Below are 25804 nucleotides of genomic sequence, written 5' to 3' on the forward strand. Positions count from 1 at the left end.
ACGCCGGACGTCTTCGCCCGGCAGTCGGGGTTGCGGTCGACGTCTGCGCCGACGACCGCATCCCGGACAAGGACGCCGTGCAGTCGTGGCTCAGACGGCCGCGGAGACGCGGTCGGTGAGGGTGGCGTCGGCCTGGCGGAACACGGAGCCGGCCGGGCCGTCGAACATCAGGCGCCGGCAGCCGTCGAGCTCGAGGTACACGTCGCCGCCGCCACCGCCGGTCGGCCGGAACAGCGCGAAGCGGCCGGCGTGAGCGGTGCACGGCACGATCGGTCCGGCGTCGAGCATGCGCCGGCGCAGGTCGGTCCATGCCTCTGCGGTGAGGACCCCGCCGCGTTCGAAAGTCCCGGCGGGCTTGACGCTGCCTTGTTCAGAGGCCGGCACCGTGTAGATGCACAGCCGCATCCCGGCCGCGGGCGGGTCGAAGGCGCCCTTGTCCCCGCGCTGTTCGGCGGCCGAGATCCCGACCATCTCGCCCCAGCCCTGCGAGCAGCCGGACTTCGCCGCCTCGGCCGACTCGATCTCAGCCAGCACGGTGGTCGCCACCGTCGTCGTGTCGAGCTGGTCCAGCGCGTTGCGCACCTCGATCCTCGGCTTGCCGCACGTGTCGGTGGCCACGCCGGGGCGCACCCACCGCCCGCCGGCGTCGAGCATCGCGAACCACACCACACCCACGAGGTCCGCCGTGCACGCATCGCTCGTGAGCGGCTGATCGTCGAGGCGCAGCGTCTGGGTCAGCCGCGCCACCGACGTTGCGCGCTTCTCCAGCAGCACCAGGTCCTCGCCGCCCCCGGCGCGCTTCTGCGGGGCGCGGGCACACACAACGGCCGCCACCGGTGTGAACCCGGCCGGCAACGACGGCATGGACAGAGCCTCCGTCGGCTTGGGGTCGAAGCCCGTCGCCGTGCCGAGCTCGGTCCGGCACGACGTCCACGCGTCGTGGACCTCGGCGGCGGACGTCCCGGACGGCGGGCCGGACGCGCCCGGCACGGCAGGCTGTGATCCGGGCCGGGCGCACCCGGCGAGCAGCATCAGGGTTGCGGCGACGACAGCGGTGCTCCTTCTCGGCATGCGCGCTTGGACGCCGCGCCCCGCCCGCCGGTTCCCGCGTGTGGGTGCAGTCGACGGTGTTGCCACGTGGCTTACCACGTGGTAAATCTCCTGCCACGTGGCAAATCATGCTGTCCTGTTCCATGAGCCCCGCCAGCCGAGGAGCACGTGCATGGCTCGACACCCCGCTCGTCAACCCAAAAGATCCCCTCAGCGACGCGCCGCCGCCGCGCTCGTCGCCGCGCTGTCGCCGGCGTTCAGGCCGCACCGCCCACCTACGCGGATGGGCAGGCCGTGAACGTCTGGCTCACCACCGGCGACCTGGTCAGCAAGCTGACCCCGCAGACCTCGCTCGCCTTCGCCACGAACTACCGGGCCGTCACGATCAGCTGAGGGACGGCAGCACAGGAACCGGGACCGCGCCGCGCGTTCAGCGGCGCGGTCCTGCCGTGCTCTCCCGCACGACCAGGGAGAAGTCGGTGACGGTGTCGTGGTCGGCCTCGTCGCTGCCGTTGACCCGGTCCAGGAGCAGGGCCACGGCGGTCTCGGCGATCTGGGCCTTGTCCGGGGAGACCGACGTCAGCGACGGGATGCTGTAGGTCGCCTCGTCGATGTCGTCGAAGCCGACGACGGCCACGTCGTGCGGGATGCGGTAGCCGGTGTCGTGCAGGGCGCGCATCAGCCCCTGCGCGAGGAGGTCGTTGGCGCAGAAGACGCCGTCGGGGCGCTCCTCGGGGGGCAGGGCGAGGATGCGCCGGCCTGCCTCCGCGCCGTCGCGGCGGTGGTATCCGTTGACGCTGAACACCAGTTCGGGGCGCTGCGGGACGCCGGCCGCCGCCAGGGCCTGCCGGTAGCCGGCGAGGCGCAGGTCGGCCATGTGCGATTCGGTGCTGCGGCTCGCCCCGACGAACGCCACCCGCCTGCGGGGCAGCGACAGCAGGTGCTCGGTCGCGGTGCGGGCCGCGGCGACGTTGTCGATCCCGACGTGGTCGATGCCGGCGTGGTCCGGCGCGACGGAGACCTGCTCGCCGAGGAGCACGACGGGGAAGCCGCCGCCGCGGTTGAGGATGTCCTCGCCGCTGCTGGCGATCGGGCTGCAGATGAGGCCGTCGATGAGCCGCTGGTGGCCGAACCCGTTGAGGGAGGCGTGCTCGCGGGTCAGGTCGCCGAACGTCTGGATGATGAGCACCGTAAGGCCGCGGCGCTCGGTGGCCTGCACGACGAGGCGGGTGAGCTCGGCGAAGTAGGACACGTCGAGCTCCGGCACGGCGAGCCCGATCATGCCGGACCGGCCGCTGCGCAGGTTCTGCGCGGCGCGGTTGGGCTGGTAGCCCAGCTCCTCGATGGCGGCGAGGACCTTCTTGCGGATGCGGTCGCTGACGTGCGGGTAGTCGCTGATGACGTTGGACACCGTCTTGCGCGCCACGCCGGCGCGGCGCGCCACGTCCTCCTGCGTCACGGCCAACGCGGACACCCCCCATTTGTTGGAAAAGGCTGCAGAGAGCGACTGCTCGTGCAGCCACTGTACAGGTTCTCTGCCACGTGGTAAAACTTTCTCTGCCACGTGGTAAACCCCGGCGAAGTGATCGTGGGAACGCCGGTAAAACACCGCTGACGTGCTACAACGCAAAGACCAAGGGAGGCGCACATGCCCCGCACCGCGATAGCACCGACATTCGTCGGCGAAGGAAAGATCGAGCTCCGTGAGCACACATACCGTGACCCCGGCCCGGGCGAACTGCTGCTCGCCGTGGGCGCGAACGCGATCTGCGGCACCGACCGCGAGCAGTGGTTCGAGGGCTCGGCCGTCGTGCCCGGACACGAGGCGGCCGGCACCGTCGTCGCCGCAGGCGAGGGCACCACGGTCGCCGAGGGCACCCGCGGCGCCGTGTTCCTGATGGACTACTGCGGCACCTGCCACAGCTGCCGGCTCGGGTACACCAACCAGTGCCTCGCCAAGCGCAACGACATGGGCTTCACCGCCGACGGCGGCTACGGCCCCTACGAGATCGTCCACGAGAGCAACTTCTTCGCCGTCCCGGACAGCGTGACCGCCGCCGAGGCGACCCTCCTGCTCGACGTGATGGGCACCAGCGGCCACGCACTCGGCCGGATCCACCGCATGCGCGAGGACGTCGAGTCGCTCTACGTCGCCGGCGCCGGACCGATCGGCCTCGGCATCCTCGTCATGGCCCGCATCCGCTACGGCACCGACGTCCCCGTCTACGTCAGCGACGTGTCGCCGTGGCGGCTGGCGTTCGCCGAGGAACTCGGCGCCACCCCGGTCGACGCGACCCGGCCGGTCACGCTCACCGGCGTCGACGCCGCGATCGACTCCGGCCTCGCCGGCACCTACTGGCCCGTGTGGATCTCACACACCGTCTACTCGCTGCCCCTGGCCATCTTCCTGCTGCACAACTTCATGCGCGGCCTGCCGAAGGAACTCATCGAGGCGGCCCGCGTCGACGGCGCCGGCCACGTCCAGATCTTCCTGCGGGTCCTCGCCCCGCTGCTCGTCCCGGCCGTCGCCGCGTTCAGCATCTTCCAGTTCCTGTGGGTGTGGAACGATCTGCTGGTCGCCCTGACCTTCGCGAACACCCCCGGCACCAACCCGATGACGGTCGCCCTGGCCAACCTGGCGGGCAGCCGCGGCAGCGCCTGGTACCTGCTGTCGGCGGCCGCCTTCGTGTCCATGCTGCTGCCCCTGATCGTCTTCCTGTCGATGCAGCGCTTCTTCGTCCGGGGGCTTCTCGCCGGGAGCGTGAAGGGATGACGGGCGCGATCACGGTGCTGCCGGAGCTGCGGCACCGCTGGATCATCGAACAGGTGCTGACCGCGGGGGCGGTCACCGTCCGCGAAGTGGCGCAACGCTTTCACGTGTCCGCCTCCACCGCCAACCGCGACTGCGACCGCGTCGCCACCCGCTTCGGCCGCCGGGTTCACGGCGGGATCGTCCGCGACCTCCCGTGAGCCCGCGCGCCCGCCCCAGACGCTCCATCGGGTGTGTCGTCAGCGGTTGCCAGCGCCGAGGTCGCCAGCCGGTCGGCGAGCGCGACGACGCGGTCGCGCAGCTCGTCCGGGCGCTCGATGACGAACGGCAGGTCGAGCGCGGCGAGCACCGCGGGCAGCCAGTCCAGATTCTCCGCCCGGATCTCCACACATTGCCAGCCCTCGTCCGCACCGTCCCGTACCTCGGCGACGCTGGCCGGTAGCCGCTTGCGGACCTGCTCGAGCGTCCCCTGAATCCGCAGCGTCACCTCATGCCGGTACGGCGCCCGCGCCATCGAGGTGAGAAGGCGCTCCGCGGGCTCGCGTCCGGCGGGCGGCTCGAACGAACCTGGCAGCGTCCTCGCGTCGGCGATGCGGTCGAGCCGGAAGGTCCGATCCTCGCCGACCTCCGGATCGGCACCCGTGACGTACCACCGGCCCGCGTGGTTGACCAGCCCGAACGGATGCAGCGTGCGGGCGCTGCTCCGGCCGCGACCCGAGGTGTATTGGATCGAGATCGGCCGGTGGTGGCGGACCGCGTCAGCCACGGTGAGCAGGACACCCGTCTGTGGCGTGGGAAAGTCGCCGGGCTCGGCGGTGAAGGCGAGGGATTCGAGTACGGCGTCCAGCCGATCCGCGATCCGCGACGGCAGGACGCGACGGATCTTCGCGGTGGCCGTTTCGCTTGCCGTGCCCGTGCCCGTTGTCGTCGCCAACCCGGCGCGCCGGCCGGCAACCAGGCCAAGCAGCACGGCCAGCGCTTCGTCGTCGCTCAGCATGAGCGGCGGCAGACGATAGCCGGCGGCGAGCCGGTACCCACCGTAGCGGCCGCGCACCGACTCGACCGGCACGTCGAGGTCGATCAGATGGTCCACATATCGCCGCACGGTGCGCGGTTCGACACCGAGGCGGTCGGCGAGCTCGGCCATCGTCCGGGTGCCGCCGGACTGCAGGAGTTCGAGCAGCGTGAGCACCTGAGCCGTCGGTCGCACCATGCGCCGAACACTACCGACAATACTGGACCGTTTCTGTCCAGTATTCGTCCTAGCCTGGATTTCGACGGGCAATACGGACCTACTGAGCAAGGAGAGAACCATGGACTTCGTCTCGATCCGCGTGATCACCGGCGACATCAACCGCCTCGTCGGCTTCTACGAGAAGGTCACGGGTGTGCAGGCGATCTGGGGCAACGAGGACTTCGCCGAGGTGCGGACCGCCCACGGCACGCTGGCGATCGGCAGCACCCGCACGGTCCCGCTGTTCGCGCCCGGTTCGGCCCGCCCGGCCGACAACCGCACCGCGATCATCGAGTTCCTCGTGGACGACGTGGACGCGCTCTACGAGGACCTGCAGAGCGTGGTGGAGGACTTCGTGAACGTCCCCACGACGATGCCGTGGGGCAACCGGGCCCTGCTGTTCCGCGACCCCGACGGCAACATGGTCAACTTCTTCACCCCAGTGACCCCCGAGGCGATCGCAAAGTTCAGCCGCTGACCGGGCCGGCGCAGACCCGGCGTCGGCCTATGGGCAGGGGAGTCTGTCCACGAACGTGGCTGTCGCGGGGCGGGTCTGCGCGGCGCCGTTCGGTCGTTGTGCGGCGCGATGGCAGCAACCCGATCTGTTCACCCTCGGTGATCAGTTGGCAGGGCACGTCAGGGCCGGGTTCAGCTAGAGCCCGGCGAGGGACGTCGTCCCTCATGCCGGTCCGCGACGGTTCCGTGGCGGTCAGGCGTCCGGCTCCTCCATTCCGCGCCGCAGCGCGCCGGCCTCGTCCGCGCTGATGACCGGATGCGTCGTGATGTCGAGCATCGCCAGCACGACGCGCCGGTCGCCCTCGGGCGAGAAGATGTCGGCGCCGATGCTCCGCGAGATGTGGGCCTGGAACGCGGGGATGCCCATCTCCATCGCGACCATGAGCGCCGCGCGGGTCCTCAGGTCGGCGGTCGGCGGGGTGGTGCGCCGCTTGTCGGCCTCGCCCAGCACCTGCTCGGTCATCGCCACCATCTGGTCGAAGATCTGCCCGGCGCCGTCGAGGTCGTCGATCAACGCGCGGGCGAGGTAACGCCCGAAGGGCAGCAGCGGGCTCCGGGCCTCCTTGAGCGTCCGGGGGTCGCCCAGCCCTTCTTCGGTCGTCGCGAGCTCGAGGTATTCGCGCATCGCCTGCAGCACGTAGGCGTCACACGCCCGGCCCAGCTCCTCCTTGGAGCCGAAGTGGTGGCGCACCAGCCCCTGCGACACGCCGGCGGCGCGGGCGATCTCCCGGATCGTGGCTCGGGCGAACCCGTACTCCGTGAAGTACTGCAGCGCCGCGTCCCTGATCCGGGCCCGAGCGGTCAGATCCTCGTTGGGCACGCCACGGGCGTTGGTGATCCTCATCGAATTTACCGCTTTCGTTGGCCTGCTCTTGTCATGCAAGAAGCTGCCTCTAGGTACTAGGATACTATACGTGCGTATAGCCACTCCACCGATCGAGGGGAGCACGGCGACATGACAGGTCCCATCATCGCGGCGCGTGATCTCGTCAAACGATTCGGCACGAACACGGCGCTCGACGGCGTGTCGCTCGACGTCGAGCAGGGCACGGTCCTCGGCCTGCTCGGACCCAACGGCGCGGGCAAGACCACGACGATCCGGGTGCTCACCACACTGATCAAGCCCGACAGCGGTCACGCCAGCGTCGGAGGGTTCGACGTGGCCACCGACAGCCAGCGGGTCCGTTCGCTCATCGGCCTCGCGGGCCAGTACGCGGCGGTGGACGAGATCCTCACCGGCCGGGAGAACCTGGAGCTGTTCGGGCTCTGGTACCACCTGCCGAAGCAGGAGTACCGGCGCCGCGCGCAGGAGATGCTGGAGCGGCTCTCGCTCACCGACGCGGCCGACCGCCAGGTCAAGACCTACTCGGGCGGCATGCGGCGGCGCCTCGACGTCGGCGCCAGCCTGATCGCGGACCCGCCCGTCATGTTCCTCGACGAGCCGACCACCGGTCTCGACCCGCGCAGCCGCAACGAGCTCTGGAAGTTCATCCGGGAGCGGGTGGAGGCGGGCACGACGGTCCTGCTCACCACGCAGTACATGGAGGAGGCGGAGCACCTCGCCAACCGGATCGTCGTCATCAACAAGGGAAAACTCATCGCCGACGGAACGGCCGACCAGCTGAAGCAGCAGACGGGCGGCTCCACCCTCGAGATCCGCGTGGCCGACCGGCGCGACGTCGGACGCGCCGCGGCCCTGCTCGCCGAGGGCGGCACGGCAGCACCGCGCACCGACCCGGAGCAGGGCCTGATCAGCATCCCGGCCGCGGCGGGCGTCGACCTGCTGCTCGAAACCGGGCGCCGCCTGCAGGAGGCCAGGATCGCCGTCGACGACCTCGGCACCCGCCGGCCGACGCTCGACGAGGTCTTCCTCGCCCTCACCGGCGGCGAGACACCGACCCGCCCGGGACCACTGAGCCACGCCGCATCGGAACCGGAGGCGACGCGATGACCGATCTCCCCGTCCCCCAGCCACCAACGGTGACGCCGCTGCTCGCCCTGCGGGACTTCACCGGCGTCGCCAAACGCAACCTGTTGCGGTCCGTGCGCACCCCACAGATGATCCTCTATCTGGTACAGCCGGTCATGATGCTCATCCTGTTCCGGTACATGTTCGGCGGCGCCATCAAGGTCTCGGGCACCACCTACGTCAACTTCGTCGTGCCCGCCATCTTCGTGCTCGCCGGCCTCATCGGCGCCATGACCTCGGCCATCGGGATCGCCGACGACCTCAAGAGCGGAATGATCGACCGTTTCCGCAGCATGCCCATGGCCCGCTCGGCCTTCCTCGCGGGCCGGTCGCTCACCGATCTCGTCAAGAGCATCATCACCCTGGCGGTCCTGGTCGGTCTCGGCGTCGCGGTCGGGTTCCGCTTCCACGCCGGCGTCGGCCCGGTGCTGCTCGGCCTCCTGCTGGTCCTCGCGTTCGGGTACGCCTTCAGCTGGATGATGGCGGCGATCGGGCTGTCGTCCAAAGACCCGGAGAGCGCGCAGAACGCGGCCACCGGCCCGGTCTTCCTCCTGCTGTTCGCGAGCAACGCCATCGTGCCCGCCGAGACGTTGCCCGGCTGGCTCCAGGGGTTCGCCAGAAACCAGCCGCTGGGCGTGACCACCTCGGCCGTCCGGGCGCTCTTCGAGGGCCACGACGCGGCCGGATACGTCTGGCCGTCACTGGGCTGGTCCGCCGGGATCACGGTGGTCTTCTTCGCGATCTCCCTCACCCTGTACCAGAAGGCCACGTCGCACTGAGGTCATCTCAGCAGCGCAGGGGGTGACGGGTTGGCGGCTCACGCGCCGGTAAAGGTGAATGCTGCCCAGTGCAGCACACCGCTGCGGCTACGCGTGGGGCCTGGGTTCGTGAAGCCCGATGCCAGGTCCGGGTAGGCGGAGACGATGTCGCGGTCGGCGGTGTCCCGAAGCCAGAGCTGTGACTGCCGCAGCGCCTCGGCCGGCTCGAGCCCACCGCCGTGGCGCAGGTCGTAGAAGCGGCGCATGAGCAGCATGGTGCTGCCCTCGTAGACGCTCCACAGTGACGCGACGACGCCCGCGCAGCCCGCGTACTGCAGCGCCGATCCGATCGAGATCGCCTCGTCGGGCAGTGTGAACCCGGGCAGTCCGGTCTCACACGCTGACAGGATTGCCAGCCGGGTCCCGTCCATCTTTGCGGCGAGCAGCTCGTCGACGGTGAGCGTGTCGGATCCGGCGAGCATGAGCGCGCTGGTGCCCGGTGTGGCGAGATCTGCGTACGCGTGGCACGAGAAGTGCACTACCGAGTGCCCGGGCAGCGCCGCTCGCACGGCCGCGGCGCTGGCGCGTGCCCCGTCGAGGACCGTGGCGCCGGGGAACCAACGCGTCGCGGCCTGTGCCTCCCGGTCGGACAGCTGCAACGGGGCGCTGCCGCGGTGCTGCGGATCGCCGACGAACAGCAGGTCGCCGTCGCCGTTCGCCGCGGTACGGGCGCGCCGGTAGGCCTCGCGGTTCGGGGCGTACGTGACAAGCCGTTCGTCGAGGGCGTAGACGCGTCGACCCGCCGGATCTGGCCACCATGCGGCGTGCAGCGGGACTGCTGACAGCAGCCCGCACGGCACGAGCACGACGTGCCGGCAGCCGTCCAGGGCCGGGCGCAGCGGCCGCCACAGGTCAGCGCCGATGCTGCCGAGCGCCCCGTCAAGGCGATGTGCGAACTGCTGCCGGTCCGCCCGGGAGTGCTCGAGGTAGGACGAGATCAGTGCGTTCAGGCGGCGGTCGGTGACGGTCGGCAGCCACACCACCGTGGGCTCGTCCTGGCGTTGGGGCCGCGTCACGATCGCCACACCGCCGGCGTCGGTCGCGGCGAGGTAGACGAACCAGGCGTCCCCGTCGGATGTGGGTCCTTCCGGTTCGCCCGTATCCTCGGCTTGCTGCGGCCGGTGCAACGTCTGCCGCGCCAGCAGATTCTGCCCGCGCTCCATAGCGGTGATCGCGCGCCGCGGATCGCCCTCCCGCGCCCACGCGTATCCGGCGTACGACGACAGGCCTTGGCTCGCCTGCAGGATCTGCTCGCGGTGCCGCCGGCTCGACTGGCGCCCGAGCAGGCCCGCGACCGTGTCCAGCATCAGGTCCATCGCCTCGGCGGCCTCTGCCCACGACGACCGCCCGAATGCCCAGACCGACCACACGTGCTGGGTGCGGAGCCGGGTGACGTCGTCGGCGTTGCGGCTCACGCTTGCGCGCCGGTAGAACCCGGTCCCGTCCCGGAGGTCCGCGTCGTCGCCGGTCAGTTCGTAGCGGTGCTGCGCGGTCCGCGCCGAATTGTTCAGGGCGACCTGTTCGATCAGTGGTGGCGGCGCCGCGGCCAGGACGGCCGCCAGCAGCTCGCCAGCCCGGTCAAGGTCAGCCCGATCGTGCCGCGACTCGTACCGCAGCACCAGCTCGGCCGCGAGCGCGTTGACGAACCGGGGCCACTCCGTCATCTCCACCGGCGTCAGCTCGCGGATCCGCTCGTGCAGGGTGATGGCGCGGTCCAGGTCGGCCCCGGCGGTCCCGTCGCCGCGTTCGACGGCGCGCATCGACAGGCCGCCGGCGAAGTTGTTCTGGTACCGCAGGTATACCGGCAGCGGCACGGTCTCCGGCGGCACCTCGGCGGCCCGCTCATACGCGGCGACCATGCGGTCGGTGACGGCCGGGTCGTGGTCGATGGCCCGCAGCGACTCCAGGCAGTTGCCGTAGGTCGAGGCCACGAACGCGGCGGTGTCCTCGGCCAGGCTCTCATTTTCTGCGAGCCGCGACGTGATGGCCAGTGCCCGGTGCAGGTCGTCGATGACGCCGAAGTGGTGGAACCGGTCGCGGAGCGAGTACGCGAGGTTCGCCTCGCCGTACGGGTCGGCGTGCTCCTCGATCAGGGCCGTCTGGATCGCGATCGCTCGCTGCAGATACGCGACGTCACCGAGGGCCTCGTAGGCGCCCCGCAGCGCGCCGGCGAGCCGTCCCGCGCGGGCGCGGCGCAGCGGCGTGCCCGTCTCGGCCGCCTCGGCCGCCTCCTCCAACGCCGACACCGCCTGGGTCAGCAGGCGTGGGTCCGCCTCGTACTCGTTGAGGCTGTACGCCACGTCGCCGAGCGTGCTTTGGCAGCGGTCGCGGCCGCCCGGCTCAGGTCCCGCCGATGCCACCGCGTCGACGATGAGCCGGTGCGCGCGGCGCAGCTCGCCCAGCCGGGTGACCGGCCGTCCATTGGCCAACGCGACAACGAAGTTGTTGAGCACGACGGCCCGGGCCGGTCCGTTCGCCGTCGCGAAGTCGGGGTGGCGCAGTACCGCGTCATAGCGCTCGATCACCGCGTCGGTCAGGCCGTCGTCGGGCGCGTTGTGCCGGAACAGGGCGTCGCTGGCAGCGTCGGCGTCGAGCATCTCCGGATGCAGCGACGGTGGCAACAGGATGCCGTAGCCGCCGATCGCGCTCCGGGCGAGATCGGCGAACACCTCAGCGACCGACGTCGCACGGGACCGCTCGACATAGCTCCATCGGTGGGCGAGAAACTCCGCCGCGCCGACGCGCCCCTGCTCCCGCAGAAGGTCGATGTTGGCGTGGGCGAGGCGCTCAGCCTCCGCGGCGTACAGGCATCGGTCCTGCAGCACCCGATGCAGGCCCTGGAAGTCCAACCGCTGATCGATCAGCGCGGTGAGCGCGGCAACGACCGCATCCTCATCGCATTCCGGCTGCGTCACGCACGCTCCCGTATCGCCGTCAGTCGAGCATCAGCTGCACCGCGGTCAGCGCAAGCCCGGCGAGCGCCACGAGCTGCAGGCAGGCCGCGGCCAGCAGGAGCCTGAACTTGATGTTGGTCCCGTTGCGCAGCGACGCGGTGGTGCGCACATTCAGGTACGAGCACTGGTTGCCCGCCGTGGTCGCATCGTCGGTCCAGTGATCGCTCAGCATCGCGTCGAGCGTACGGATCGCCGCGACCTTGAACCGCCAGTTCAAGCCGGCCAGCACAGCCAGCATGCCGGAGACGATGAACGCCACGAGCGCCACTGAGAGCGCGACGGCGCCGTATCCGCGCAGCACAACGTCGTTGCCGTTGAGGATCGCCGCCACCAGTAACGTCACCCCGGTCAGCCCGCTCGCCCCGACGATCAGGCCGGAGGCGCGCGCGTTGACCGAATCGCGCCGGTCGTACTCCCGCTGCAACTCCTTCTCGATGAACGCCGCGTATGGGCTCGCGCCGTCAGTCATCGCCGCCGGCCTCACCCTGGGCGGGGACCGGGTCACCGCCCTTCGTGACGTCGTCCATCTCCAGCCAGCCCCGATCCGGCGGCCAGACCGCCGACTCCCCTGGGACCGGCCCGGACGGCGCCGGAGCTGGCGGCGGCTCCTGTTCGTCCGGCTCGCTCATGAAGACGCTCCGCACGCACGCATACAAAAACCGTAGCCGGATCGACACGGATGAGCATCAACCGTTCCGGCGATCACCCGTGACCCCGCCGGGCGGCCCGGCCGCCCGGGTCGCGAAACGTGACGTCCATGCCGACCAGGACGCGACCAAGTTGGGTGGAGTCCCAGCTCGAGCCCGGCGCCCGTCATCCGACTTCCCGGGTGGCTCCCGCTCGCGGGCCTCGCCGCCAGTCGACAGACTCAAGCCCGGACGCCGCCGCCGCTCAGCTCTGGCGCAGCGGCGGCAGCGGGATGGGCACCCCGAGCGCCGTCGCACCTGCGCCGATGCCACCCTCGCACGTGTTGGGCGGCGCGGTACCGATGCCACGTGTCGAGGGCCGCTCGGCCGCCCAGAACATGAAGCCCAGCATGCCGGAGCTGACTCCTGCGCCGTTCGGCGCGGCCGTCTGCACGTACGGCGCGAGAGCCTTGGTCACCGACGTGCCGTAGCTGGTGCACTCCGGGCGGACCTTGCTGCCCTCGGCGATGTACAGGCCGCCGGTGAACTTCGCCGGCGCGAGCGGCGGTACCGGCGGACTGTACTGGGACTTGCCGTCGATGTGCTCCTGCCAGTTGCTCTGCGCGGTCGACGCCGACGGCTGCCGCGCCGGCACCATCGCGTTGGCGAAGTCGAGCACAGGCGTGTCGGTGCGCAACCAGTCGGCGCTCGCCTTGCGGTTGACGTCGATGAGCCAGCGGTCGCCGGCGGCGACGTCGATGGTGAGCCGCGCGGCCGGGTCGGTGCCCGCAGCGTTGTACGGATGGACCACCCGGTACGCCGAGACGAAGTTCTGCAGCTGCGTCAGGTTCGGATTGCTGTTCTGCTCGTAGTCGATCTCGATGCCGACGCCGAACTGCGTCGCCACCGCAGCGGCGCGCTGTCCCAGCAGCGTGCCGTTCTGGGCCAGTGCGGTGTCCCAGTCACCGGTGTAGGTGATCCCACCGATGGAGAACATCACCCGGATGCCTCTGGCAGTGAAGTAGTTGACGATCTCCTGGGTCATTCCCCGCGGCACACCGTTGACGTTGCCGGCGTCGGTGGTCTGGTTGAGCAGCCGCAGCGGGTTGACGAAGCTCAGCACCACCAGGTTCACGGACGGGCGGCCGTCGCCGCGGTCAATGAGCCAGTGGTTCTGGCTGTCGAACTCGGCCGCGCTGCGCACGGCCGCCCACAGGCAGGCGTCGTTGCTGCAATGCCACGCGCCGAAGACGGACACGGGTGTGACGGCCGCCGCGGCGGGCGCCGCCTGGCCGGCCAACGGGAACAGCGCCAGCATCAGTGCGGCGAGCATTGTGCCCGCGCGTCGACGTGAACGGACCGACCGCCACATGGTGGACCTCCAGATGACTGAAAAGACTCCTTACTGAAAGAGCGCCGTCGGCGGTGCCGCCGTTACACGCCCCGGCGGTCTCCCCCGCAGCACCACACCGATCGGCGACCGCTTCCGGCTCACCGGAGAACGCCGGCGATCGTCATCGACCGTGACCTCGCCTCCTACTACGAGGGCCTGAACCTTGCGCCGGAAGCCTCGTGCCGGAGCCTGCAGATCCGGCGCAAGCTGGAGCTCTCCGTCCAGGGCGGAGTACTGGTCGCGCGGTACGACCTCTGGCTGCCGACGGATCATCCGCTGTTTGCGCACTTCGAATCAGGCGAGGCCGTCGACGAGGCCGGGTTCCTGGTCCGCGACGTGCTCGGACCGGTGGAGGTCAGCGAGTACCCGAGCCTGATCGGTGATCCGGTCAGGAACGAACTGGCCTTCACCGAGGTGCAAGCCATACGCCTGGACGATCACGACGGGCGGATCAGCCTGTCCACCGTGCCGCGCCCGGTGGAGGTGACCGATCTCGTGATCAGGGTCCGCGATCCGCGGACCGATCCCCGGCCCGATCCACGGACCGAACCGCTGTGCGCCGGCTCGGACCACGTGGCCGTCACGCCGGCACAGTACGTGCAGGTCGTCGGTGGTGGGCAGGTCGAACGCTTCCCCGACCGGGTCATAGTCCGGCGGTGCCCTATCGGCACGGATGCCTGCGCCCTGGCGCTGACCCTGCGTGGGGTCGTAGAGCCGTCGCTGCGGCGGGGGCTGATGCGGCTCGGCAACTCGTTCGTGCCGAAGCTTGACGGCGCGCTGTGGTATCTGCTCGGCAGCGGCCCGTTCCTGCTGGTGTTCGTCGCGGTGCGGCGCTGCGGGTACCGGCTGGGGGCGGCGTACCCGACCCTGCGGCGGATCGCCGGCGCCGCGTTCGCCGTACCGCTCGGCCTCACCGCCCTTGACCTCGCGGTCTGGGCCCTCGACAGGGTCCTCACCTGGGACACGTTCCGGCTGCCCGACCAGAGCTGGCCGGGGCACGCGCCGACCGTCCGCACACCCGCGTGGGACCTGGACTGGTACGCCGGGGCCGGGTGCGTGGTGACGGTCGCGGTGGGCTGGCTGTTCGCCGTCGGCCTGGTGCAGGCCGCCCGGCCGGTGCAGGCCGCCCAGCCGGCGACCGCGTCGCCGCCGGTGCTGGAATCGTCGGTGTGGTTTGCGGCTCTGGCCGCTGCCGCCGCCGTCGCGGCCACGGCGATCGTGGCCCGGCCGGGCGCCGACGGCACATACGTGGCCAACGTTGCGCTCTTCACCGCGGTGCTGGTCGTCGCGCTCGGCTTGATGTTCGACGTGGCGCTGCGATGGTGGGGAATCCGCAACCGACTCGCCGCGGTGCTCGGTGCCGCCATGACGGCGGGGACCGCGATGACCGGCCGGATCCTCGCCGTTACGTACTGGGGCGCGGAGAACACGGCAAGGATGTGGTTCTTCGGCGTGCTGGCGGTCGTGCTGGTGGTGTGTTTCGGTGTGTTCATCTGGGCAGCGACCCGGGTGCTGATCAACCTGGGCGGCGTCCCCCACTCGGGCGCGTGGCCCTGGCTGACGGCCGCAGTCTGCGCGACGGCCTTCCTCGGCTGGTGCGCGCTCGACCCGCTGCGCGCGACCGGGCCCGAGGCCGACATCGGGCCGTGGAACGTGAACAGCGTCTTCATGGCCATGCTGTGGATCGCCGGCTTCCTCGACCTCGCGCTGGTGACGATCGTGTGCGGAGCCGTCGACAGCACGTTGGTGCGGCCGGCCGTGGTGGCGGCGGCCATCGGCTTCGGGCAGTTGGCGTTCTACTGGGACGACCGGTGGTTCTACCTGCCGGTCACGCTGGTGATCGGCATCGGCGCCATCGCCCCTGCCGCTCCGCCACGACATCGACCGAGCCGCCGTCGCCCGACAGGCGCACCAGCTGCAGACGGTGATCCGGTCGGTGAACCGGGAACATCATGCGCTCCTCGCGCGCCGCAGGGCCCTCACCGACGCGTTCCGCACCGGCGACCAGCCGATCCGCGAGTACCGCAAGGACCGCAACGCGATCGACGGCGCGATCGACGCCATCGATCCGCGGATACAGACCCGCTGGCGCGTCACGCCCGGCAGGCTCGCTGAACTCACCGGCGGCGGCTGGAGGCACGGCATCCGAGCCGCCGCCATCGGCGGTGTCCTCGGCCTGCCCTGGATGGCACTGCTGCTCGCGGGCCTATGGAGGGCCGCGCCGCCGCTGCCGGGCGACGGTCTCGCGGCGGCCGAGTTCGTCATGATCCTGGCCTGGAAGCTGGTGCAGTGGCCCCTGCTGCCGCGAAGAGCCGGGCGCCGATCGCCATGACGCCGGCGGTGAACGCGAGTGCACGGCGGCCGCCGGCTCGGCTGGCGACGTCGTCAGATTCGATGAGGACCAGGCGCCGGCCTCGACGGGCTCCGCGCAGCTCACGAAGTCCGGGTCAGCGTGGCACGCGCGGCTGGTCGACGCATTCGGGAGGCAGGTCGAACCAGCGCAGCCGCTCGAATTCGGCCGGCACTGCCGGCGCGGTGGACGCCTCGGACACTGCCGGCGGTGCGCCGCTACCGTGGGCCGGCTCCGTTGCAGCGAAGATTGCCCGCGCGTCGTCGAGGTACCGGTCGAGCGGGACTGCCGGTGCGGCGCCGAGCCCCGTACCAGGGTGGCAGAGCGCGCCCGTCTCGTCATACGAGACGCCGGTCAGGCCGGGCGCCTGGGCGGGCCGGTCCCGGTGAGACCACAGGCCGCTCTGCGGGTCGAACCGGTAGCTCGGCTGCAGCCGGGCACCGTAGGTGGCAACCAGGTGGACCGCGGCGACGATGTACTCGAACGTCGCCTCCGACAGGTAGTAGCTGAAGCTGAGCCGGGTCCAGCCCGGCTTGATCCCGGACCAGCCGTCCATCACCTGCGCGGCCATCCGACGGGCCAGTTCCGGGCCGATGCGCAGCAGGTCGTGGCCGTACGGGCCGGCGCAAGAGCACCCGCCCCGGCTCTGGATGCCGAACAGGTCGCTGAGCAGCGCGACCACCAGGTTGTGGTGCAGCCGGCGTCCGCTCGGCCCGTGCACCACGAGCGAGACGATCGGCAGCCGTTCGCCGTCTGGGTCGCCGAGCAGCTCGATGGCCCGGTTCCGGCCCCACGACGTCAGCGCCCGGCGGACGAAGTCGGTCTCGCGACGGACGATCGCCTCGACGCCGACCGCGCGGTGCAGCTGGAACACCAGGCCGGCCCGGATGGACTCGACGATCGCGGGCGTGCCGCCCTCCTCGCGGTGCACCGGGTCGTCGAGGTAGTACCGGTCGCCGGGGTCCACGTAGGCGATCGTGCCGCCGCCCGGCACGGTGGGCACGGGGTTGCGGACCAGGTCGCGCCGCACGACCAGGACGCCCGGGGTGCCGGGACCACCGACGAACTTGTGGGGCGAGAGGAACATGGCGTCGCGGTGTCCCAGGGGGTACCTGCCGGTGCCGTTCATGGCGAGGCCGACGTGTGGACCGGCCGCCGCGTAGTCCCAGCAGGCGATCGCATCGTGCCGGTGCAGCAGGTCGCAGATCGCATCGGTGTCGGTGAGCACGCCGCTGACGTTGGAGCCGGCCGAGAACGAGCCGATCCGCAGCGGCCGGTCCGCGGACCGGCACAATGCCGTCTCCAACTGTGCGGGATCGACACGGCCGGACGCATCGGCCCCGATCCGCACGATGTCGGCGGTGCTCTCCCGCCAGAGCAGTTCGTTGGAGTGGTGCTCGTACGGGCCGACGAACACGACCGGCCGCGCCTGTGACTGCGTGGACCAGCCGGGCGACCGGGTCAGGATGCGCAACAGCTTGTCGATCGCGCTGGTCGCCCCGGAGCCGCAGAAGATCACCGCGTGCGTGTCGTCGCCGCCGACCCCCTCCAGCACCAGTCGGCGCGCCTCCTCCCGGAGTTGGGTGGTCCGCCGCCCGGTCGCCGAGGCTTCGGTGTGGGTGTTGGCGTACCACGGAACGACCTGGTCGCGGAGGAAGTCCTCGATGAACGACAGGGCCCTGCCGGAGGCGGTGTGGTCGGCGTAGACGAGCGGTCGTGGCCCGAACGGTCCTGGTATCGCGGCGCCGTCGCCGATGACGGCGTCCCGGATCCGGCGCAGCAGCGGAGTCTCATCGGTGGTCGGCTGCGGCTCGCTGATGCGCTCATCCATGGTGCGCTCCCGACAGAATGCGACGTGTGCCCCATGGCACGTCCAGACAGGCGAAACGGCACGGTGGAGTCGTCGATCCGACACGCGTCCTCAACGGCGACGGGAATGAGATCGCTGCGGGAGGGGTCGGCGCGGCGGAGCCGCGGAAGTGTCTCCTGCGCCCGCTCGGCGGGCCCTCATGGGTGAGTCGGGCCTCTTGGTTGAGCGGGGTGAGGAGTCAGCGTCATGATCGGTTTGAACTCGTCCAGCTTCGACGGCCGCGGCGGGAGCGGCTTGCGCGGCTCGGGCCACGCAGATTGCAGCGCCGAACGCACCGTGCGACGGCTGACCCGATACTGACGAGGTGGTCGCCCCGCACCTCCGGCAGCACGCACGAGTTCGTCGACCGGCGTACCGTCGGGGTTGCACACCTGTTGGTGTTCGACGACCTTGGCGATCAGATCCTTCTCGTAGTCTTCCGGCATGCAGTCGTCGGCGCAGCGGAAGACGTGCCACCAGGTGTAGTCGCCGTCGTTCTCGTACATCTGCTGCCGCCACTCGTGGATCGCGGCGCAGTAGGCGATGCACAGACCGGTGGTCGCGTCCCAGACCAGGATCGGGCCGTTGTGGTCGGGGATCGGGGTGTTCTTGTTCGGGACGAACACCACGTCGGCGCTGATCGACGGCGGCAGGGCGAGTCGAACTGCGGGATTGCGTCGCCCCAGCCGATCATGCGGATGCGGGACGCCCCGGTCTCGGGCGCCGACTTCGTTGTCGACAAGTTCCTCATGGACTGCTGGGAGTACGCAGCGCAGCCGTCGACGGACTGCAACTACGTCGATGCCGTCGAAGCGGCCGACAAGGCCGACTACTTCACGGACATCGCGCTCGAGGTGGGGGGCATACCTCGTCGGCCGGCGCGGCGGGCAACGCCCCGAGCTCAACGAGCAGCAGAAGGCGGCGAAGGAGTCGCTGGAGAACCTGGCGGCCAGAGCGTGCCGAGATGTCCCCCGGGGAGCGACCGAGGAAATGACGGACTGGGGCAAACGCGTACACAAACGGTTTCGACGAGCTGGCGAAAGGCCTGAACGACCCGAAATTCGCCGGCGAAACCGGCTATCTCGACGAGCAGGTCGTGGGCACCGTTGTCGGCAGCGCCAAACCGCTCAATTCGACGTGGCCGGACGCTGTGTACGGCGTCGGCGGCGTGAAGAAACCGGAGCTGATTTTTGATCTGAAACGGGTTCAAGGGCATTGCTGGAAAATGGGTCACTAAACTCACTGTCAACCTCCCGGCCGGCTTCAAGAACATTCCCGTCTTCCGGCTGGGCTGCTGAAGACATCTGAGGTGTCCGGAGGAGCAATCGATCCCGTACTTCGACGAACTCGGCACGACGACGGGCTTCCAGGCCGCCATCGAGGAACTGGCGCGCGAGACGCCGGAGGACCTCCACTACCAGGAGGCGGTGTTCTGCATTCGGCTGATCAACGGCGACGCGGCGGGCGCGCTCGACACCGCCGCCGCAGTGGCGGCACTGGCGGCGCACAAGGACGCGGAATGGGCGCGGAAGGCGGCGGACCGAGTGTCGACCGCGGCCGGGCAACTGCGGACAGATCCGGATGCGGCGATCCGCACCCTGCGGACGCATGCCGAAACCTCACGGAAGCACCTGCGCCTGCCCGACCCGAGCTGATCCACGCACCGCAGCGACCTGGACGGGTCGAGCAGTGCGCGGGCATAGGGATCGTGGATGGCGGTGGTCGCTGTGCTGCTGCTCGGCGTAGCTGCCTTCTGCCTGATCGTCTCCGTCGGCTCCGCAGCGGCCGCCGGGTCGGGACTGCCGTTCGCGGGGCCCGCCACCGTTGCGGGGGTTCCCGCTGGCCTGCTCGCGCTGGTCCGGCGGCGGACGCACGACCTGCTCGGTCCGCCTACGATGCCGCGACGGTCCAGTGGGAGCGGTCGGTGTTTTACCGGCAGTGTGCCGTGATCTGGGTGCCTGACGATACCCACACTCAGAGCCGCGGACACGCCCGTTCAAGTCGGCGGTTGGCGTCGTTGCGGCATCCGCACCGTTTGAAGATCACACCTGTGTCCGCCATGACCGCGCCCTTCTCTCCGCCCGTCCTGGCATCCAGGGTGAGTGGGCGTCGGTACGGTCCCGCTCGGTGACCTCGAAGATGTGCCCCGAACTGAAGAACACCAGAGTCGGCCGCATCGTCGGCGGCTGGGCGCCGGATCCCTCGGGCCGAGTGGTAGAGCTGCTGTCTGCGACGCGGAACAGGACCCGCTGCGGCTGCTCCACGCTCCGTAGCCAGCGGCCGACACGGCACGTGATCACACTGGCGATCAGCGCATCGCCAGACGGTATATTGGCCGCACCGATGGAAGGACGGATATGTGGGTCCCCAGTTGACGCGCATTCTCGACGAGCTCCGGCGACTCGTCGAAGCGGAGTCGAAAACCAATGACCTGCCCGCCATTGTCGGATGTGCCCGCGTGCTCTCAGCTGTCGGCACCGACATCCTCGGCTCCGTGCCGTTATCTGTCTCGACACCGCACGGGCCGGTGCTGCAATGGCGATTCGGGTCTGGTCCGGCGCGCGTGGGTCTGATCGGCCACTACGACACTGTCCACCCTGCTGGATCGCTTGAGCACTTTCCGTTCCGGATCGACGGTGACCGGGTCAGCGGTCCAGGCACCTTCGACATGAAGGCCGGTCTGCTCACCATGCTGCACGCCGCCGGCGCCGTCCGCGACAAGGATCCCGGCGGCCTCGACGGAGTCCTGCTGCATTGCGGTCCCGACGAAGAGGTCGGCTCCCCCTCGTCGAAAGCGTTGCTGCAGGAGGCGGTTGACGATGGCATGAGGGCGGCCCTCGTTTACGAAGGTGCGGCGCCCGGGGGTGCCATCTACGAGTCCCGCCGCGGCGGACTCTGGTTGAAGGTCGTGTTGAGCGGTCGGGACGCGCACGCGTCTCGGGCCTACGAGGGCGCGAACGCCCTGCATGCGCTGGCTGATTACGTCGGTCGAATACTCGACCTGGCCGCACCCGACCTGGGGACCACGGTCACGGCAACGGAGGCGGCAGCCGGGACAGCTATCAACACCGCACCGGGCCTCGCGTCGCTGACCGTCGACATCCGCAGTGCAACCATGAGCGAACAACTTCGCGTGTTGGAAGCCATGACCTCGATGGAATCCGCAGTGCCCGGCGTCATGGTTCACGTGTCGGTAATTCAGCAGGTACCGCCGTTGGAACTGACACAGTCCCGGCCTGCGCTGGAGTCCATCCGTGAGGCAGTGACGCTCAGCGGCATGCAGTGGCCCGGCGTCGCTACCGGAATGGGCATATCGGATGCGAACCATCTGTCACTGATGGGGGTGGCTGTGGTTGATGGGATGGGCCCGGTCGGCGGCGAGGACCACTCACCACGGGAATGGGTTTCTGCATCGAACATCCTCGACCGCATCAACCTTTCGGCCAGCTGCATTGGGGTGCTCCGGAAGGCGTTCAGCTGAGTTCGTCCCTCAGCTCGAGGAGGCGGTCCAACAGCGTGTTGAGCGCTGCGCGCTGATCCTGACGAAGCGGGCGCCAACCGTCAGACAACATCTGCTGGACGCCTCGGATGGTGTCGTTGAGGATCTGACGATCCGGCGGTACCCAGCCAGGTCGGCCTTCGACCAGGCAGTTACGCAGTTCGGCGTCCACATCGTCGGGGATGTGCGTAGGCACATATATGCGAGCTGCCTTCGGTTCCCCGTTCAGTGTGATGCTCAGGGTGTCACTGCGGTACCCGCGACCAGCTTCTGCAACGTCGAGCAACTTGAGCTGCTCGTGCGGAATCCTGAGGGCCAGAACCGGCTCACCTCGCGACTTCGTTGATCTCATCATGCCCAGCGCGCACTTCCGCGGACTTTGGCAGTCCGGCGGTGCGTAGAACGTGCGCGTCCAGCCGTGGAGGGTGACCATGCCGGCGGGCTGTGCACCCGGCGTCGTTGCGCGGTTGTAGTTCTTGTTCATATGGTCGCCGTAGGCGACGACCAACTCACTTTGCCCTAGCTTCTCAATCCCGTCTGCATCCAACTCGTTCTTCGGTTCATCCAGGGCGATGAAGTGTTTGGAGAGGCTGCGCGCGAACTCCTGATCGCCCCGGACGACCTCGGCAGTGACGAATCGAGTTCCGTCCCACGCGTCGGACTCGAACAGCAGGACAACGATGGCGTCACCGTCCGGGTCGACGATGCAGGCATCAAGCGGCCACGGCATGGGAGTCGACAGCACCCGGTATCGGTCACCGTAGTCGCGCTTGATCTGAGCCAGCATCGCTGCCCACGTCGGATCGACGACTGGACTCGTCTGGATCCGGATAAATTCCACACCGCGGGCGAGTGCGGTGCGTTCCGCCGCCTCGAGTTCGCGGAAGTATTCGGTGGGTGGCCTCAGGCTGCCGGTGCCGGAGCGGTAGATGTGCGACTGAGCACCGGCGGTGGCAATGACGAGTTCCCTCTGGAACGTACCCACGTCCTTGATGTGGGGCCTGCCGGTGAGCGCAACTTGCCCGGGCGCCGCAAATGCCTCGTCGTGCCGGTCACCCGCAACCGTAAGCTCCGGTTCCGCACCGTCCAGCTGTTCCGAATGGCCAACCGCGGAGGTGGCACCAGCCGCCGTTCGGACCGAGGCATCGGCGGGTGGCTGCTCTGCATCCGACGTTGCTGACGTCGTGGTGCCGACCGATTCGGCTGCCGCGTACAGCGCCAACGCCCGCATGACATCACGTTTCGTACCGGTTACGATCGCCCACGGCAAAACGAATTGATGTAGGTCGGGAAGCTTTCGTCCCAGCCCGGACGGCCGGTCGAAGGCGCGCCACGCGTCGCCCCAGCCCGATTTACTCGGATACGGGTGGATGTGCTGCTGGGCGAAGCCGGGCGGCATCTTCGCTTGGCGATCCAGCGGCGGGATCTTCAAAAACCCGTTCCGGATCTCGTCGAGGCCCCATGGCCGTACTGGTCGGCTGTTCTTGAGGTACGCGAGGTGATCGCGTAATTCGTCCCACTCCCGCTGTACCGCCAATGTTGGTCCCCGGGTCCAGGCCTGCCCGGTGGCGGGCCGAGGTGGTCGCAGTCGTCGGCAATCGTCCGATATTCGCGCTGGTAGCGCAATGTTCACAGGGTCGCGACCGGCCGCGACCATCCACCGACTACTCCCATCAACCGATATCCCCAGGTCAAGGTGTCCTTAGCACTCGACGATTCACGGCGCCGATTCGGGCGAGTGTCCACTCAGACCACTGAGCCTCTAGGGGAAACGTGATGACCATGCTACCCATCAATCAACTCGAAGCCCGGCCCGTGCCGGGTACAGCGGACATCAATCGACGCCCGCCGAACATTCGGCACCTCGTGGCGGTGCTCGCCCTAACTGCCATCGCCGTCGTCGGCAGCATCGCAGCGCCGCCGAGGCCCGCCAGCGCCGCCGACGGAGGGTCGGTGAAGTTCGACTACAACGGTGATGGGCGAGCGGATCTCGCCACGTGGCGGCCGTCCAACGGCAACTGGTACATCGCCGGTCAGTCCGTCACGCAGTGGGGCACCGCCGGCGACGTCCCGGTCCCTGGCGACTACAACGCAGACAACCGCACCGACATCGCCGTGTGGCGTCCGTCGGAAGGCAAGTGGTACGTCCCGGGCCAGGCCGCCGCGACGCAGTGGGGCGCCGTCGGCGACGTGCCGGTGCCAGCCGACTACAACGGCGACGGCCGCACCGACATCGCCGTCTGGCGCGCGTCAGAGGCCAAGTGGTACGTCAAGGATCAGTTCACCACCGTCCTCGGCGCCCCCGGCGACGTGCCGATGCCGGGCGACTACAACGGTGATGGCCGAGCGGATCTCGCCACGTGGCGGCCGTCCAACGGCAACTGGTACATCGCCGGTCAGTCCGTCACGCAGTGGGGCACCGCCGGCGACGTCCCGGTCCCTGGCGACTACAACGCAGACAACCGCACCGACATCGCCGTGTGGCGTCCGTCGGAAGGCAAGTGGTACGTCCCGGGCCAGGCCGCCGCGACGCAGTGGGGCGCCGTCGGCGACGTGCCGGTGCCAGCCGACTACAACGGCGACGGCCGCACCGACATCGCCGTCTGGCGCGCGTCAGAGGCCAAGTGGTACGTCAAGGACCAGTTCACCACCGTCCTCGGCGCACCCGGCGACGCGCCAGCAGTCGCCAGGTCGGCGGTGCTCACGGGGTCGTTGGGTGGACCCCAGTTGAACACCTCAAAACTCGCGATCACCAGCTGCATGACCAACGCACCGATGCCCGGCTCGACAGCAGCCCACCTCAACAACGACCCGCGGCCTGGACTGCGGATGGATACCAACGTCACCGTCGACCGGGCAACTGGCACGGTCACCGGATCCACCCGGATTCAGTCGCTGTACCAACTGGAGGGCTTCACCGGGAGCGTCTCGGTCATCATCCGTGACGCGTGCGGCCTGCCCCTGGCACAGACGAACGTCGTCACTGGCGGGGTCAACCCGATCGTCTCGTGTGCGCTTCCGCCGGGATGTGACCGGACTCTTCCATGGAGCCAGACCTTCCCGGTCGCGGCCTTGGACCATGCGTCCAACATCGAGATCGTCCACAACTGGAACCCGCAAAGCATCATCGCGCTGTACAACCGCTACGAACCGTACATCACCAAGATCGTCGCTATCCTCATCTCCATCTTCGGATAGGACGTCGGGTCCGTGCCGGACAGCAATCGCGTCCGGCACGGACCCACCGACGCTCACAGCGCGACGATCGCACCGGCGGCCGCGAACTCCAAGCCGATGTCGTGGGCCACGAACACGATGAGAATCGACTGGCAGATGACGATCTCGAACGGCAGCGCCCCAGACGGTGCCGAGCACCCGGCGATCAGGCCAGCTACCGATCTGCATCTTCGCTTCGGTGTCCTGCAGCCTGACGGTGCCGGTGGACATGCCAGCCGGACGGCAGATACACCTGGTAACCCGGTCGTGAAAGAAACACCTGCGGCGCCGACGCCGAAGGTGCGACGGCGAACAGCTTCGCAATGGACAGCTGCCAGCCGCGGCGGCCAGGGGCACGCTCAGGCATAGCAGCAGCGGCATCACCACAGCACACCATCAGCGTCTGGGGCGGTACCCGGCAGACCCGGGCAACGGCTAACAGCCCGACCTGAAGCCACGGCACCAGATGGCCGCGCAGAGCGCGGCGACCTGAAGTGCCGTGGCGTCGATCATTGCTCGCCCAGTTGGCTGGGCCGGCCTTTCAGCGCACCAACGACCCGGTGAACCTTCCCGGTCAGAGCACTAGCCGGCCTGGGGTAGGTCGGTCGTCGCGGCCAGTTCGGTGACCACGTCGAGCAGGTTGTGTAGTGCTGGTTTGTTCGTGTCGGGGTGCCATGCGGCGACGGTGTCGGCGTGGTCGCCGGTGAGGGGCACGAACGCCACGCCGGTGCGGCGCAGGCTGTGGGCTGATGCGGCGAGCCGGGTGACGCCGACGCCGGCGGCGACCAGTCCGAGCAGGTTCGACACGCTGGTGGCCCGCTGCACCACGTTCGGCTCGAATCCGGCGTGGTGGAAGTCCTGGTCGTATTTGTGGTGCCAGGGCGGCCAGGAGGTTCGTGGTGTGAGCACCCATGGTTCGTCGGCGAGGTCGCGCAGCCGCAGTTCGGCCCGGGTGGCGAGCGGGTGGCCTTCGGGTAGGACGGCGCAGACCGGTTCGGTGACCAACGTCTTGGTGGCGAGGTCGTCGACGAGGGGTGGCCGGGTGAACGCCGCGTCGTAGCGCCCGTCGCGGAGGCCGGCCACGAGTTCGCTGATACTCACGTCGTCGGTGGTCAGCTCGACGTCGGGGAACCGTTCACGGAACGCCCGCACGACCGGCGGGAGCATGTAGTTGGCGGTGGAGCTGAGGAAGGCGAGGTTGAGCCGGCCGATCTCGCCGCGTGCCGCGCGCCCGAGGACGGCCACGGCTTCGTCGGCTCGGGCGAGGACCGCGCGTGCCTCGGGCAGGAACATACGGCCGATCTCGGTCAGCCGGGCGCCGCGGGTGTCGCGGTCCAGCAGCCGCGCGCCGAGGACACGTTCCAGCACGGTGACCTGTTGCGACAACGATTGCTGGGCGATGTGCAGTGCGTCGGCGGCGCGGGTGAAGCTGCGGTGTTCGGCCACCGCCACGAAGTACCGCAGTTGCCGCAGCTCCGGGGTCACAGGCTCTGACTGTAGCCGCTGCAGGAAACGGGTGTTGGCCGCTCGCGAGGCGGCTGATCAAGACTGGAACGCGGG

Annotated in this window: 22 protein-coding genes; 10 read left to right on the forward strand and 12 right to left on the reverse strand. The window is 69.5% G+C overall.

What is annotated here, in order from left to right:
* Positions 1-90: 90 nt before the first annotated feature.
* Together ACFPIJ_RS00195 and ACFPIJ_RS00200 are read right to left on the reverse strand one after the other, a co-directional pair.
* A complete protein-coding gene (locus ACFPIJ_RS00195) occupies positions 91-1071 on the reverse strand; it encodes a hypothetical protein (RefSeq protein ID WP_380112441.1) in 981 nt (326 codons plus the stop codon).
* Positions 1072-1480: 409 nt separating this feature from the next.
* Entirely contained in the window at positions 1481-2509 is a 1029-nt protein-coding gene (locus tag ACFPIJ_RS00200; RefSeq protein WP_380112503.1) for a LacI family DNA-binding transcriptional regulator, read from the reverse strand.
* A 189-nt stretch (positions 2510-2698) separates the two neighbouring features.
* On the opposite strand from ACFPIJ_RS00200, the gene ACFPIJ_RS00205 reads away from it, so the two are divergent.
* Positions 2699-3823, forward strand: a complete 1125-nt coding sequence (locus ACFPIJ_RS00205) for an ABC transporter permease subunit (RefSeq protein WP_380112442.1) — start codon at positions 2699-2701, stop codon at positions 3821-3823.
* Positions 3820-4020: a DeoR family transcriptional regulator gene (locus ACFPIJ_RS00210; protein ID WP_380112443.1), complete on the forward strand. Its 201-nt coding sequence runs from the start codon at positions 3820-3822 to the stop codon at positions 4018-4020. Before ACFPIJ_RS00205 ends, ACFPIJ_RS00210 begins: the two co-directional genes overlap by 4 nt.
* Here the strand turns inward: ACFPIJ_RS00210 and ACFPIJ_RS00215 are convergent.
* Positions 3990-5162: a helix-turn-helix transcriptional regulator gene (locus tag ACFPIJ_RS00215; RefSeq protein ID WP_380112444.1), complete on the reverse strand. Its 1173-nt coding sequence runs from the start codon at positions 5160-5162 to the stop codon at positions 3990-3992. The two genes, ACFPIJ_RS00210 and ACFPIJ_RS00215, sit on opposite strands and share 31 nt — an antisense overlap.
* Between ACFPIJ_RS00215 and ACFPIJ_RS00220 the strand changes: the two genes are divergently transcribed.
* The gene (locus ACFPIJ_RS00220) at positions 5134-5532 is read left to right on the forward strand and encodes a VOC family protein (RefSeq protein WP_380112445.1); all 399 of its coding nucleotides are present in this window, start codon (positions 5134-5136) and stop codon (positions 5530-5532) included. The genes ACFPIJ_RS00215 and ACFPIJ_RS00220 overlap by 29 nt on opposite strands.
* A gap of 231 nt (positions 5533-5763) precedes the next feature.
* Here ACFPIJ_RS00220 and ACFPIJ_RS00225 read toward each other — a convergent pair whose 3' ends face one another.
* Positions 5764-6414, reverse strand: coding sequence for a TetR/AcrR family transcriptional regulator (locus ACFPIJ_RS00225; protein ID WP_380112446.1), 651 nt, complete (start codon positions 6412-6414; stop codon positions 5764-5766).
* A gap of 111 nt (positions 6415-6525) precedes the next feature.
* On the opposite strand from ACFPIJ_RS00225, the gene ACFPIJ_RS00230 reads away from it, so the two are divergent.
* On the forward strand, positions 6526-7521 hold the full coding sequence (locus ACFPIJ_RS00230) for an ATP-binding cassette domain-containing protein (protein ID WP_380112447.1): 996 nt from the start codon (positions 6526-6528) through the stop codon (positions 7519-7521).
* Positions 7518-8318 carry an ABC transporter permease gene (locus tag ACFPIJ_RS00235; RefSeq protein WP_380112448.1) on the forward strand — a complete coding sequence of 267 codons (801 nt, stop codon included), beginning with the start codon at positions 7518-7520 and terminating at the stop codon, positions 8316-8318. The genes ACFPIJ_RS00230 and ACFPIJ_RS00235 overlap by 4 nt, the downstream gene beginning before the upstream one ends.
* 38 nt (positions 8319-8356) lie before the next feature.
* Here ACFPIJ_RS00235 and ACFPIJ_RS00240 read toward each other — a convergent pair whose 3' ends face one another.
* From ACFPIJ_RS00240 to ACFPIJ_RS00255, 4 genes are all read right to left on the reverse strand, one after another.
* Complete coding sequence (locus tag ACFPIJ_RS00240; RefSeq protein ID WP_380112449.1) at positions 8357-11272, reverse strand: CHAT domain-containing protein; 2916 nt, start codon at positions 11270-11272, stop codon at positions 8357-8359.
* Positions 11273-11291: 19 nt separating this feature from the next.
* Complete coding sequence (locus ACFPIJ_RS00245) at positions 11292-11780, reverse strand: hypothetical protein (RefSeq protein ID WP_380112450.1); 489 nt, start codon at positions 11778-11780, stop codon at positions 11292-11294.
* Positions 11773-11940, reverse strand: coding sequence for a hypothetical protein (locus tag ACFPIJ_RS00250; RefSeq protein WP_380112451.1), 168 nt, complete (start codon positions 11938-11940; stop codon positions 11773-11775). The genes ACFPIJ_RS00245 and ACFPIJ_RS00250 overlap by 8 nt, the downstream gene beginning before the upstream one ends.
* A 262-nt stretch (positions 11941-12202) precedes the next feature.
* Positions 12203-13255 carry a protein kinase family protein gene (locus ACFPIJ_RS00255; RefSeq protein WP_380112452.1) on the reverse strand — a complete coding sequence of 351 codons (1053 nt, stop codon included), beginning with the start codon at positions 13253-13255 and terminating at the stop codon, positions 12203-12205.
* A 411-nt stretch (positions 13256-13666) separates the two neighbouring features.
* Between ACFPIJ_RS00255 and ACFPIJ_RS00260 the strand changes: the two genes are divergently transcribed.
* Positions 13667-15445: a DUF2339 domain-containing protein gene (locus tag ACFPIJ_RS00260; RefSeq protein WP_380112453.1), complete on the forward strand. Its 1779-nt coding sequence runs from the start codon at positions 13667-13669 to the stop codon at positions 15443-15445.
* A gap of 332 nt (positions 15446-15777) precedes the next feature.
* On the opposite strand, the gene ACFPIJ_RS00265 is transcribed toward ACFPIJ_RS00260, so the two are convergent.
* Together ACFPIJ_RS00265 and ACFPIJ_RS00270 are read right to left on the reverse strand one after the other, a co-directional pair.
* Complete coding sequence (locus ACFPIJ_RS00265) at positions 15778-17511, reverse strand: aminotransferase class V-fold PLP-dependent enzyme (RefSeq protein WP_380112454.1); 1734 nt, start codon at positions 17509-17511, stop codon at positions 15778-15780.
* Between the two features lie 176 nt (positions 17512-17687).
* On the reverse strand, positions 17688-18158 hold the full coding sequence (locus ACFPIJ_RS00270) for a hypothetical protein (RefSeq protein ID WP_380112455.1): 471 nt from the start codon (positions 18156-18158) through the stop codon (positions 17688-17690).
* Between the two features lie 467 nt (positions 18159-18625).
* Here ACFPIJ_RS00270 and ACFPIJ_RS00275 point away from each other — a divergent pair, with 467 nt between their 5' ends.
* The 3 genes from ACFPIJ_RS00275 to ACFPIJ_RS00285 all read left to right on the forward strand — a co-directional run bounded on the left by ACFPIJ_RS00275 (position 18626) and on the right by ACFPIJ_RS00285 (position 21010).
* Entirely contained in the window at positions 18626-18766 is a 141-nt protein-coding gene (locus tag ACFPIJ_RS00275; RefSeq protein WP_380112457.1) for a hypothetical protein, read from the forward strand.
* Between the two features lie 190 nt (positions 18767-18956).
* On the forward strand, positions 18957-19184 hold the full coding sequence (locus tag ACFPIJ_RS00280) for a hypothetical protein (protein WP_380112458.1): 228 nt from the start codon (positions 18957-18959) through the stop codon (positions 19182-19184).
* A gap of 716 nt (positions 19185-19900) precedes the next feature.
* A complete protein-coding gene (locus tag ACFPIJ_RS00285; protein ID WP_380112459.1) occupies positions 19901-21010 on the forward strand; it encodes a M20/M25/M40 family metallo-hydrolase in 1110 nt (369 codons plus the stop codon).
* On the opposite strand, the gene ACFPIJ_RS00290 is transcribed toward ACFPIJ_RS00285, so the two are convergent.
* The gene (locus ACFPIJ_RS00290; protein WP_380112460.1) at positions 21003-22565 is read right to left on the reverse strand and encodes a hypothetical protein; all 1563 of its coding nucleotides are present in this window, start codon (positions 22563-22565) and stop codon (positions 21003-21005) included. The genes ACFPIJ_RS00285 and ACFPIJ_RS00290 overlap by 8 nt on opposite strands.
* A 416-nt stretch (positions 22566-22981) precedes the next feature.
* On the opposite strand from ACFPIJ_RS00290, the gene ACFPIJ_RS00295 reads away from it, so the two are divergent.
* A complete protein-coding gene (locus ACFPIJ_RS00295; protein WP_380112461.1) occupies positions 22982-24226 on the forward strand; it encodes an FG-GAP repeat domain-containing protein in 1245 nt (414 codons plus the stop codon).
* A 600-nt stretch (positions 24227-24826) separates the two neighbouring features.
* Here ACFPIJ_RS00295 and ACFPIJ_RS00300 read toward each other — a convergent pair.
* Positions 24827-25729 carry a LysR family transcriptional regulator gene (locus tag ACFPIJ_RS00300; RefSeq protein ID WP_380112462.1) on the reverse strand — a complete coding sequence of 301 codons (903 nt, stop codon included), beginning with the start codon at positions 25727-25729 and terminating at the stop codon, positions 24827-24829.
* Positions 25730-25804 lie beyond the last annotated feature (75 nt).

This window comes from Dactylosporangium cerinum (assembly GCF_042653625.1).
In the GTDB taxonomy this organism is placed as follows: Bacteria; Actinomycetota; Actinomycetes; order Mycobacteriales; family Micromonosporaceae; genus Dactylosporangium; species Dactylosporangium cerinum.